General features: G+C 60.4%; 13 protein-coding genes and 1 riboswitch. Of the genes, 7 read left to right on the forward strand and 6 right to left on the reverse strand.

Going from position 1 to position 11,398, the window contains the following annotated elements:
* The first annotated feature begins 31 nt into the window (after window positions 1-31).
* Window positions 32-214: riboswitch (cobalamin riboswitch) on the forward strand.
* Window positions 215-263: 49 nt separating this feature from the next.
* From Q1A07_RS11110 to Q1A07_RS11135, 6 genes are all read left to right on the forward strand, one after another.
* A complete protein-coding gene (locus Q1A07_RS11110; RefSeq protein WP_299780674.1) occupies window positions 264-941 on the forward strand; it encodes an energy-coupling factor ABC transporter permease in 678 nt (225 codons plus the stop codon).
* Between the two features lie 63 nt (window positions 942-1,004).
* Complete coding sequence (cobF, locus tag Q1A07_RS11115) at window positions 1,005-1,754, forward strand: precorrin-6A synthase (deacetylating) (protein ID WP_299780675.1); 750 nt, start codon at window positions 1,005-1,007, stop codon at window positions 1,752-1,754.
* Window positions 1,755-1,857: 103 nt separating this feature from the next.
* Window positions 1,858-2,760: a metal ABC transporter substrate-binding protein gene (locus tag Q1A07_RS11120; RefSeq protein ID WP_299780676.1), complete on the forward strand. Its 903-nt coding sequence runs from the start codon at window positions 1,858-1,860 to the stop codon at window positions 2,758-2,760.
* 154 nt (window positions 2,761-2,914) lie between these two features.
* Window positions 2,915-3,751, forward strand: coding sequence for a manganese/iron ABC transporter ATP-binding protein (locus Q1A07_RS11125; RefSeq protein ID WP_299781963.1), 837 nt, complete (start codon window positions 2,915-2,917; stop codon window positions 3,749-3,751).
* The gene (locus tag Q1A07_RS11130; protein WP_299781965.1) at window positions 3,751-4,632 is read left to right on the forward strand and encodes a metal ABC transporter permease; all 882 of its coding nucleotides are present in this window, start codon (window positions 3,751-3,753) and stop codon (window positions 4,630-4,632) included. Before Q1A07_RS11125 ends, Q1A07_RS11130 begins: the two co-directional genes overlap by 1 nt.
* Entirely contained in the window at window positions 4,632-5,480 is an 849-nt protein-coding gene (locus Q1A07_RS11135) for a metal ABC transporter permease (RefSeq protein WP_299780678.1), read from the forward strand. The genes Q1A07_RS11130 and Q1A07_RS11135 overlap by 1 nt, the downstream gene beginning before the upstream one ends.
* Before the next feature lie 69 nt (window positions 5,481-5,549).
* Here the strand turns inward: Q1A07_RS11135 and Q1A07_RS11140 are convergent, their stop codons facing one another.
* Window positions 5,550-7,238, reverse strand: coding sequence for a BCCT family transporter (locus Q1A07_RS11140; protein ID WP_299780680.1), 1,689 nt, complete (start codon window positions 7,236-7,238; stop codon window positions 5,550-5,552).
* A 136-nt stretch (window positions 7,239-7,374) separates the two neighbouring features.
* Here Q1A07_RS11140 and Q1A07_RS11145 point away from each other — a divergent pair, with 136 nt between their 5' ends.
* Window positions 7,375-8,298, forward strand: a complete 924-nt coding sequence (locus Q1A07_RS11145; RefSeq protein WP_195819576.1) for a LysR family transcriptional regulator — start codon at window positions 7,375-7,377, stop codon at window positions 8,296-8,298.
* A gap of 9 nt (window positions 8,299-8,307) precedes the next feature.
* Here the strand turns inward: Q1A07_RS11145 and Q1A07_RS11150 are convergent, their stop codons facing one another.
* From Q1A07_RS11150 to Q1A07_RS11170, 5 genes are read right to left on the reverse strand one after another with little or no spacing between them, the layout of a single operon-like run.
* Window positions 8,308-8,709: a Na+/H+ antiporter subunit G gene (locus tag Q1A07_RS11150; protein WP_299780683.1), complete on the reverse strand. Its 402-nt coding sequence runs from the start codon at window positions 8,707-8,709 to the stop codon at window positions 8,308-8,310.
* Entirely contained in the window at window positions 8,706-8,993 is a 288-nt protein-coding gene (locus Q1A07_RS11155) for a K+/H+ antiporter subunit F (RefSeq protein ID WP_195819578.1), read from the reverse strand. The genes Q1A07_RS11150 and Q1A07_RS11155 overlap by 4 nt, the downstream gene beginning before the upstream one ends.
* The gene (locus Q1A07_RS11160; RefSeq protein WP_195819579.1) at window positions 8,990-9,490 is read right to left on the reverse strand and encodes a Na+/H+ antiporter subunit E; all 501 of its coding nucleotides are present in this window, start codon (window positions 9,488-9,490) and stop codon (window positions 8,990-8,992) included. Before Q1A07_RS11160 ends, Q1A07_RS11155 begins: the two co-directional genes overlap by 4 nt.
* A 1-nt stretch (window position 9,491) precedes the next feature.
* Window positions 9,492-11,045: a monovalent cation/H+ antiporter subunit D gene (locus tag Q1A07_RS11165; RefSeq protein WP_299780687.1), complete on the reverse strand. Its 1,554-nt coding sequence runs from the start codon at window positions 11,043-11,045 to the stop codon at window positions 9,492-9,494.
* Window positions 11,042-11,398: a Na+/H+ antiporter subunit C gene (locus Q1A07_RS11170; RefSeq protein WP_299780689.1), complete on the reverse strand. Its 357-nt coding sequence runs from the start codon at window positions 11,396-11,398 to the stop codon at window positions 11,042-11,044. The genes Q1A07_RS11165 and Q1A07_RS11170 overlap by 4 nt, the downstream gene beginning before the upstream one ends.

Below are 11,398 nucleotides of genomic sequence, written 5' to 3' on the forward strand. Positions count from 1 at the left end.
CGCTTTTATGCTTGTTCGGGCGCGAACATCGGGGATAGGACTAAGGCACGGTGCCACGTTTTGTGGCTGAAAAGGGAACTGAGTGAAAGTCTCAGGCTGCCCCCGCAACTGTAAGCGGTGAGCGCGATGGATGACCCACTGGCCCGAAGGCTGGGAAGGACCTGAGTGCCGCGACCCGCAAGTCAGGAGACCTGCCGCACAACGCAACGCCGTGCCTGCACGGACCATTACCTGCCGGAGGGGCAGGACAGAAAGGACAGCACATGCATATCGAACCAGGTGTCGTGGATGGGGCCAAGATGGCCTTTGCCTACGCAACCGCAGCAGGCGCCGCCGGCTACACCGCGAAACTCGCTTTCGAAGACCTCAAGAGCCACAACGCCGCTTCCTTTGCGCTGCGCACGGTGATGGCCACCGTGGGCACCTTCATCTTTTTCGAAGTGCTGCCGCATTTCGCCGTTGGTGTCTCCGAAGTACACTTCATTCTGGGCACCACGCTGTTCCTGTTGATGGGCGCGGCACCTGCCGCCCTTGGTCTGGCCCTTGGCCTGCTGGTGCAGGGCATGTTCTTTGCGCCCAGCGATCTGCCGATGTTTTTCGTCAACGTCACGACGCTTCTGGTGCCGCTCTTTGCGATCTCGGCGCTCGCCAACCGCTTCATCCCGCAGGATAAGGCGTATGTCGATCTCGCCTACGCAGATGTCTTCAAGCTCTCTGCGATGTACCAGGGCGGTGTTGTCGCCTGGGTTGCTTTCTGGGCTTTCTACGGTCAGGGCATCGGGGTGGAAACCGCGCAATCCGTGCTGACTTTCGGTGCCGCCTACATGCTGGTGGTCATTATCGAACCGATTGCCGATCTGGCGGTGCTGGCCGGGGCCAAAGCGCTACGGTCGGACAAGCTGTCGGGGCTTTTCGCGGGACGCCTCTATAACGCGGCCTGATCCGATTGACATCAATAGCCCGGGTCCCTGCGCGGGATCCGGGCTTTTTCGTGGATTTTTCCTATGATCGACACGCTCTGGCTCATCGGGATTGGTACCGGGTCACCCGCCCATGTCACGATGGAGGGGATGCAGGCCATTCGCGAGGCATCGGTTGTTCTGGTCCCGCACAAGGGCGCGGGGAAGGATGATCTTGCCTCTTTGCGGCATGGTATCATTGCTGCTGCCGGATCAACGGCGCGGGTCGTGTCCTTTGACTATCCGGTCCGCGATCCCGCCTTGCCCTATCTGGAGCGTGTCGAGCGTTGGCATGACGAGATTGCCGCGCGCTGGCAGGCCGCGCTGGCGGATGCGGGCGCATCCGGACCAGTCGCTCTGCTGGTCTGGGGGGACCCCTCCCTTTATGACAGTACGATCCGCATTGCCCGGCGCATCACCCCGCGCCCGGCGCTGCGGGTTGTGCCGGGCATCACCGCAATTCAGGCCCTGACGGCGGCCCATGGCATCCCGCTGAATGAGGTAAATGGCCCCGTTCAGATCACCACGGGGCGCCGTCTGCGTGATCATGGATGGCCGGGCGGTGCGGAGCGCCTTGTGGTCATGCTGGACGGGGAAGCAAGCTTTCAGCATCTGGATCAGTCCGACTTGATGATCTGGTGGGGGGCTTACCTGGGCATGACAGAACAAATTCTGGATCATGGACCTTTGCCCGATGCGAGCGCCAGAATCATTGCGACGCGAGAGACCGCGCGTGCCCGCCATGGCTGGATCATGGATACCTATCTTTTAGGCAGGTCGCAGGGCGCACACTGAAAGTTGATTGCCGTTAGTTGCGAGCCGTTCTCAAATATCTTGACAGTTGCGAGTGATTTGCATTTACAGATTGCCAGGTCTTATAGTCATCCCGGAGAATCCTATGCTGCATTCGCTGATCAAATCCACGTCCTGCGCCGCTTTGGCAGCTGTACTCGCGACCAATGCTTACGCAGAAGACAAGATGAAGGTGGTCACAACCTTCACCGTGCTTGCCGATATGGCGGCAAATGTCGCCGGGGATGCGGCTGATGTCGTCTCCATCACCAAACCGGGCGCCGAAATTCATGGCTATGAACCAACGCCACAGGACATCGTGCGCGCGTCAGATGCCGACCTGATACTGTGGAACGGCATGAACCTTGAGCTGTGGTTCGAACAGTTCCTCTCCAATCTCAGGGATGTCCCGTCGGCAACACTCACCGATGGTATCGACCCGATCCCGATTGCCGCTGGCAGCTATACCGGCAAACCCAATCCGCATGCGTGGATGGGGCTCGACAATGCATTGATCTATATCGATAATATCGCCAGTGCCTTTGCGGAACAGGATCCCAAAAACGCAGATACCTACGCGGCAAATGCGGCTGCCTACAAAAACGAATTGCGGGCCACGATCGAACCGCTGCGTGCGGCCATCGCACAAATACCGCAGAATGCCCGCTGGCTGGTCACCTGCGAGGGGGCCTTCAGCTATCTGGCGCGTGATTTCGGCATGAAGGAGTTGTACCTCTGGCCGATGAATGCCGACCAGGTGGGCACCCCTCAGCAGGTGCGCGGTGTTATCGACGCGGTGCGCGCCAACGACATCCCGGTGGTGTTCTGCGAAAGCACCGTGAATACGGCACCGGCCAAGCAGGTCGCGCGGGAGACCGGTGTGCAATACGGCGGTGTCCTTTATGTGGATTCGCTGAGCACTGCGGACGGTCCCGTGCCCACCTATCTCGACCTGCTGAAGGTGACAGCGGGAACCGTGGCCACGGGGCTGACGGAGGCGACCAATTGATTAATGGTCAGATGCGCCCTATTTGCGGGCGATGAAACGGCATGTGTGGTTGATCGAGATCACGCATGCTTTCCAAGGCAAGGACGACCGAATGCGCGATGATCTGCCAGTACCACAAGGGCTTTCGGGCGGCGATGCCCGCACCAGCGGCCTGATGGCGCAGGATGTGACGGTCACCTATCGCAATGGTCACACCGCCTTGTGGAACGCCAGCTTTGAAATCCCGCGCGGTACGGTGACGGCACTGGTCGGCGTGAACGGTGCAGGTAAATCGACGCTCTTCAAGGCAATCATGGGGTTTGTCCCGGCCTCAAAGGGGGAAATCCGCATTCTGGGTCAAAGCGTGCGCGACGCGCTGCGCCAGAACCTCGTCGCCTATGTGCCGCAATCCGAGGAGGTCGATTGGGCCTTCCCCGTGCTGGTCGAAGACGTGGTGATGATGGGGCGTTACGGGCACATGGGGTTCTTGCGCCGCCCCGCACCCGCCGATCACGCTGCCGTCGATCAGGCGCTTGCACGCGTCAACATGCAGGACTACCGCCACCGCCAGATCGGGGAGCTGTCCGGCGGCCAGCGCAAACGTGTCTTTCTGGCCCGCGCCCTGGCGCAGGACGGGCAGGTCATCCTGCTGGACGAGCCTTTCACCGGTGTCGATGTGAAAACCGAAGAGCAGATCGTGGGGCTGTTGCGGTCGCTGCGGGACGAAGGCCGGGTGATGCTGGTCTCGACCCACAACCTCGGCTCCGTGCCGGAATTCTGTGACCGAACGGTTCTGGTCAAGGGCACCGTGCTCTGTCACGGCCCCACGGAAACGACCTTCACCCGCGAAAATCTCGAAAAAGCCTTTGGTGGCGTGTTGCGGCACTTCACCCTTGGCGGCGACACGCTGCACGACGATGAAGACGCCCGCGCGGTCACGATCTTTACCGACGATGAACGCCCGTTTGTTCAATACGGCGACAAGACCCAACGGACGGAGCCGCGGGAGTGATCGAGACGCTCGCAGAACCCTTCGCCTACACCTACATGACAAACGCCATGTGGGTCTCCGCGCTGGTGGGGGGCGTCTGTGCGTTCCTGTCGGCCTACCTGATGCTCAAGGGCTGGTCGCTCATCGGCGACGCGCTGTCCCATTCCGTCGTGCCCGGCGTCGCGGGGGCCTATATCCTCGGTCTGCCCTTCGCGCTTGGCGCCTTCATCGCGGGTGGGCTGGCGGCGGGGGCCATGCTGTTCCTGTCCGAACGCTCCGGTCTCAAAGTCGACGTGATCATCGGGCTGATCTTCACCTCTTTCTTTGGCCTGGGCCTCTTTATCGTCTCGCTCAACCCGATGTCGGTGTCGATCCAGACCATCACCATGGGCAATATCCTCGCCATCACGCCAGAGGACACGCTGCAACTGGCGCTGATCGGGTTTGTGTCGCTTGCTGTGCTGCTGGCGAAATGGAAAGACCTGATGGTCACGTTCTTCGACGAAAACCACGCGCGGGCCATCGGGCTGAACCCCGGTGTGCTCAAGCCGGTCTTCTTCGTGCTCCTGTCCGCCTCTGTCGTGGCTGCGATGCAGACTGTCGGCGCGTTTCTGGTGATCGCCATGGTCGTCACACCGGGGGCCACGGCCTACCTGCTCTGTGACCGCTTCCCACGCCTCATCGCGACCTCCGTGGCCATTGGCGCAGGCAGCAGCTTTGCCGGGGCCTACATCAGCTATTTCCTCGATGGCGCCACGGGCGGTATCATCGTCACTCTACAGACGCTGATCTTTTTGCTGGCCTTCGTCTTTGCCCCCACACACGGGCTGCTGGCGGCGCGGCGCAAGGCCAGGATTGCCCTGCGAGACGGCCCGCCCATCCCGGTCGAGGAGGTTGCCTGATGGATATACAGACCCTCCTGATGCCCTTCACCTTCGGCTTCATGCAGAACGCATTTCTCATCTCGATCATCGTGTCGGTGCCCACCGCCTTGCTGTCCTGCTTTCTCGTGATGAAAGGATGGGCCCTGATGGGCGACGCCGTCAGTCATGCGGTCTTGCCGGGCATCGTGCTGGCTTACATTCTTGGTTTGCCGCTCATCATCGGGGCCTTTGCGGCGGGCATGACCTGTGCGCTGGCAACGGGGTATCTCTCCAACAACAGCCGGGTGAAACAGGACACGGTGATGGGGGTGGTCTTTTCCGGCATGTTTGGTGTGGGCATCGTTCTCTATGTCTCGGTGGAAACAAATGCCCATCTCGATCACATCCTGTTCGGCAATATGCTCGGGGTGGACGCGTCTGAGCTCTGGACCGCTGGCATCATCTCGGTCGGTGTGGGGCTGATGCTGGTACTTAAATGGAAAGACTGGCTGCTGCACAGCTTTGATCCGGCGCAGGCACAGGCCTCCGGGCTCTGGGTCAACTGGCTGCACTACGGCTTGCTGGCCGCCCTGTCCCTGACCATCGTGGCTACGCTTTCCGCTGCCGGTTTGATCCTCGCGATTGGCCTGCTGATCGCGCCGGGCGCGATTGCCTTTTTGCTGGTGCGCAAGTTCTCTACCATGCTCTGGGTGTCCGTGCTGGTCTGTATGGTTTCGATGCTGCTGGGCACCTACGCGAGCTTTTTCCTCGACAGCGCACCGGCCCCGACCATCATCCTGATCCTGACGGCCGTCTTTCTCGTTGCTTTTGCACGACGCCAGATTCTGGCGCGGCATGCGTCCATGCGTCGGGTGGTGGAGAGCTGAACACCACGTTCAGGAGCACCTAAAAAAGCCCCGCGTTAAGCGGGGCTTTTCCGATTTTATAAGGTCCGCTTATTCAGCAGGGCTTGCCGACATGTCGTCGTCGATCTGATCAAAGGTGGTCGGAACCCCGGCCGCCTCACGACGACCATCGTTCCAGATCGCCTTGATCAGCGCGATGCACATCAGCGCCATGACGATGGAGAACGGCAGCGCGCCGATGACCATCGCGGTCTGAATGGCACCCGTGCCGCCAGAGATCAGCAAACCGCCAACCACCAACGCCAGAGCAGCACCCCAGAAGATGATGTGAGGACGTGCCTTTGGACCTTCGTCACCAGCGGCGTTGATGGTGTTCACGATCAGAACCGCAGAGTCAGCAGAAGTGACCAGGAAAGTCATCAACAGGACCACGATCACAACCGCCATGCCCCAGGCCAGTACCTGCGCGATAGGCGCCAGCATGAACTCGGTCATCGCAAAGATCTTGTCCCCGTTGGCCGCGTCAAGGATCAGACCGCCCGCACCACCATTGAGTTCAAGATCAATCGCGGTACCCCCGGCCCAGGAGAACCAGACAAAGCACATCAGCGATGGTACGATCATCGCACCCAGAACGAATTCACGGATGGTTCGACCACGTGAAATACGCGCGAGGAACAGGCCCACAAAGGGTGCGAACGCGATCCACCAGGCCCAGTAGAACACTGGCCACCAGCCCTGCCATTGCGTGAGCAGGAAGGCTTCGGATCCTTCAACACCATCAGAGCTGTAAACGTTAAAGCTTAGCCATGGCAACGCGATCAGGTAGTCCCAGATACCTACGAAGAAGGCCGCCGCACCAAAGAATGTCGCGCCAAAGATGATAAAGAAGCTCAGGAGGAAAATCGACAGCACCATGTTGATATTGGACAGCCACTTGATGCCTTTACCAACACCGGACAAAGCCGAGAGCGTCGAGGCCCCCATGATGACCAGCAGGGCAACAACGATACCCAATGATGTCGCAGAACCGTCTTCCAGCGCGAGACCACCAATGCCGATCCGTGTCAGACCAGCGACGAATTGCTCCACACCGAAGCCAAGCGTCTGCGCCACACCAAGAATGGTGGCCACAACGGCAACGATGTCGATCAGATGCCCCAACGGACCGGAGAGCGATTTGCCGAAAAGAGGGGTCAGCGAGGATCGGATGGTCAGCGGCAGACCGCGACGATAGCTGAAGAAGGCCAGTGCCAGACCGGCAACCGCATAACATGCCCAAGCGCCCAGACCCCAGTGCAGGAAAGACCAGACATAGGCCTCGCGCACGTTGTTGGCATCCAATGCGGTTGTGACACCCTGAATAACCGACGGGTTGTTTTTGAAATGTGCCACCGGTTCCGCCACGGCCCAGGTCAGCATGCCCACGCCGATCCCGGCGCCGAACATCATCGAGAACCATGAGAAATTCGAAAATTCAGGCTTCTCGCCATCGGTGCCCAGGTTCAGCCGCCCGGCCGTCGGCCAGATGGCCAGACCGATACAGACGATCACGAAGGCGGTCACAACCCAGATGTACCAGGCCGCGAATTGCGCAAGAATTGCAGTGTTCCAGTTGCCCAGAACGGTGCCCGCCTGGGTAGGCCAGACGATACACCAAACCACCAGCATACTGATGATGATCTTACTGATGACGGTCACGTTTACGCTGAACCCCCGATAAAAACCGCTATCGGCGGTCTTGATCGGCAGATCAGATAGTGGGGGTTTTATGGACATTTATTGTCTCCCTGTTCCCTGTTGGCGCGCATCGGAGATGCCAGCGCGTGTCATGGTAGGGGTAACAGTAAAGGTTGTATAGTGTTTGATAAGTGGCAACATTGTCGACTATAGTTTGATAATTAGGAAACCTTAGATGGCTAAACGCGCACTCTTGCGGTCTTTGAGCGATGTGGACATCCGGTTGATCCGGGTTTTCATCGCCGTGACGGAGTGCGGCGGCTTTGCCGCGTCAGAGCTGGAATTGAACATTGGCCGCTCGACGATCTCGAAACATATCTCCGATCTGGAACTGCGCATCGGGCTGAAGCTCTGCAATCGGGGCCCTGCCGGATTTTCCCTGACGCCGGAGGGCGAACAGGTGCTGGAGGCGGCCCATGACCTGTTGGCGTCGCTGGACGGGTTCCAGGCCCATATCGACAATATCCATATCCATCTGACGGGCACCTTGCGGCTCGGGCTCTTTGATCAGTCGACGACGAACCCTGAGGCGCGGGTCCACAAGGCCATTCAGGCGTTCGATGCCTCCGCCCCGGATGTGGCCTTCGAGATTGCGTTGGATCCGCCGGGCGTGTTGGAGGCGCGGGTCACCGATGGCACGCTTGACATCGCCATCGTGCCGATCCACCGGCAATCCTCCATTCTGCAGTATACACCGCTCTATCAGGAGCATATGACGCTCTATTGCGGTGAAGGGCATCCACTCTTTGACGTGCCGGAAACGGCGCGCGCCGATGCTCTGAACCTCGCGCAGTACAAATATGCGGGCTACGCGTTCAACTCCCCGAATATGAAGGCGGGGCAGTCCTTGGGTATTCGCCGCGCCGCGCGCGTGCAGGAGGAAGAGGCGTTATCCTTGCTTATTCAATCGGGTCGCTACCTGGGATATCTGGCGGATCACGTGGCGGAAACATTCCTGCGCAAAGGTGCCGTGCGCCCCGTTGCCGCGCAGGACACAGGCTACAGCAGCACGTTTGCCGCCATCGTCCGACGAAAACCGGAGCCGACCCGGAAGACCGAAGAGTTCCTCAATTGCCTTGTTGCGGCGCACCAGGCCTAGGACTGCGGGTCAGGCTTTCGGAGATTGCACTGACGGAGACGCCATTTCGCGATCCGCTTCGGGCACGTTCAGGGTTGACCATGTGTCATCCTGTGGCGGCTCTGGCGGGGTGTCACAGGCGCGGCGATGAATGTTGACCTTCGCCATGAAATTCGCCGAAATCGGCGCGGTCACGAAGAGGAACGACATGATCAGAAGCTCGTGCAGCGAGCCATCTCCAACGGTAAAGGAATGGATCATGGACGCGAGCAGCAAGGCACCGATCCCAACCGTGCCAACCTTTGTGGGCGCGTGCAGCCGGGTCATCGAGTCGTTGAACTTCAGCAGGCCAATTGCGCCCACCATGGCAAAGCCCGCCCCGACAAGCAGACAAATGGCAACGGCGTAGGTTCCGATAATCTCAGCGGTCATTCGATGATATCCCCCCGCAGAACAAATCGCGCATAGGCGACGGTTGAGACAAACCCCAGCATGGCAATGATCAGCGACACCTCGAAGTAGATACGCACCCCCTGTGCAATGCCGAGCAAAACAATCAGGCCGATGGCGTTCACAACCATCGTGTCGAGCGCCAGAATGCGGTCACCCGTCGACGGCCCCATCACCAGCCGGATCATCGACATGGCCTGCGCCAGAGCGATGACGACGAAAGTCACGATGAGCGCGATGTCCATCAGCTGTGTCGCGAAACTCATGCGAAAATCTCCTTCAGGCGGCGCTCGTAGCGGGTTTTGATTTCGTCACGCACGGCGTCGGGATCCTCCGTGTGCAGCACATGCACAAGCAGGCTGTGCCCTTCGTCCGACAGATCGGCCGAGACGGTGCCGGGGGTGAGCGTAATGGTGCCGGCGAGGATGGTAATGGCCTCGGGCTGGCGCAATTCCAGCGGGACCACGATCCACGCGGGGCGCAGTTTTGAGTTGGGCTTGGTCAGTACGATCCAGGCAACCTGCACGTTGGCGACCATGATGTCCCAGATTACCATGATGCTGTAGGTCACCATGCGGCTGACGTGAAAGGCACGGGGCGTATCCGGCCACCAGACCGAGGTGCCCCAGGGGATGATTATCCCGAGGATCACGCCAAAGACCACCATGCCTGCCGAGATTTCATTTTGCAGCAGGGTCCAGACCACCGCGAGCAGCAGGGTGACAAGGGGGTGTGGCAGGAGCCAGCGGTATGCCTTGATCATGTCAATATCCCTCCTTTGGTGTGCTGAGCTTACCGGGTGTGTCCAGCACGGTCTCTATGTAAGGTTCCGGATTGAAGAGCTGGTCAGAGATATCCGCCATGTAGGCGGTCGCCGGTCCGGCAAAGACCGTGTGGGCCACCAGCAGCGCCAGCAACCCGCCCACCGCCACATAGGACAGCGTCGCAGGCGCGGGTGTGGCGGCGGGGGACTCTGCCGCCTCTTCGGTCACCGGCATAGACTTTGCTTTCCAGAAGAGGGTGCTGCCCGCGCGGGAGAAACCGACGACGCAGATCAGGCTGGACGACAGGACCACGGTCCAGATCCATGCGGCTGCCGAGGTGGAAAAGGCCGCATCGAGGACCAGCAGCTTGCCGACAAAGCCCGACAGCGGCGGCAGACCGGCCATGGCAATGGCCGCCAGAAAGAACAGCGCGGAGGTCAGCGCGGCCCCCGGCACGACAGGCTGGGCGATCAGGTTGAGGTCCGCGCGTCCGGTTCTGACCAGATCGACGATCAGGAAAAGGGCGGCTGCGGCCAGAGTCGAATGCACGGTGTAATAGAGCGCTGCCGTGATACTTGTCGGTGTAAAGAGCGAGATCGCCACCATCACCATCCCCATCGACCCGATGACGGCGAAGGCTACCAGCCGGTCCAGATGACGCGCAGCCAGAACGCCGATCATGCCGATGGCGAGCGAGGCGAGCGCGGCAGGCATTAGCCATGTGGTGTGCAGCCCGGCGGTGACGTCCAGATCGGGGCTGAAGATCATCGTGTAGACGCGGATGATCGCATAGGCCCCCACCTTGGTCATGATCGCAAAGAGCGCGGCCACCGGCGCGGGCGCTTCGGCATAGCTCGAGGGTAGCCAGAAGTGCAGCGGCAGCACTGCCGCCTTGATCGCAAAGACCAGCAGGAGTAGGACAGCGGCAAGGCGAATGCCAACGGTTTCCGCGCCGTCGATCAGGCGCACACGCTGGGCCAGATCCGCCATGTTCAGCGTCCCGGCTTCGGCGTAGATCGCGCCGAGAGCGAAGAGGAAAAGGGTCGATCCCAGCAGGTTGAAGAGGACATATTGCACGCCCGCGCGCAGACGCGCGTTGCCGCCGGAGTGGATCATCAGACCGTAGGAGGCAATCAGCAGCACTTCGAAAAAGACAAAGAGGTTGAAGAGGTCACCGGTCAGAAACGCGCCCATGATCCCCATCAGCTGGAACTGGAACAGCGCGTGGAAATGCCGCCCGCGGTTGTCCCATTCCGATCCGATGGCATAGAGCAGCACGAAGAGCGCCAGCACGGCCGTCAGCAGCACCATGAGGGTAGACAACCTGTCGGCAACCAGCACGATCCCGAAGGGCGCGGCCCAGTCACCAAGCTGGTAGAGCGTGATGGTCCCATCCGAGGCCTGCCAAGCAAGGCCTGCGGCCACGGAAATCAGGGCCAGAACGCCTGCGACGGAGAAGACGCGCTGAATGCCGATGTGATACCGCGCGGCCAGCACGATGAACGGGGACAGCAGAGCGGGCAGCACGACGGGGGCAATGATCCAATGGGTCATGTCGCGTCTCCCGTACCCGTAGAAGGTTCGTCAATGGCGTCATCCACGTGATCGTCATCTGACCCCAGATAGGCACCAAGGGCGATCATCACCACCACGGCGGTCATCCCGAAGGAGATTACGATGGCGGTGAGCACCAGCGCCTGTGGCAGCGGATCGGTGTAGACCTCGACCCCATCGCGCAGGATGGGCGGCGCGCCTACGCTCAGACGACCGGAGGCAAAGAGAAACACGTTGACCGCATAGGTCAGCAGCGAAATGCCCAGGATCACGGGGAAGGTACGCAGGCGCAGCATCAGGTAGATGCCCCCTGCCGTGAGAATGCCGATGGCGGATGCGACAAGCAGTTCCAT

The organism is uncultured Roseobacter sp., from assembly GCF_947492555.1.
In the GTDB taxonomy this organism is placed as follows: Bacteria; Pseudomonadota; Alphaproteobacteria; order Rhodobacterales; family Rhodobacteraceae; genus Roseobacter.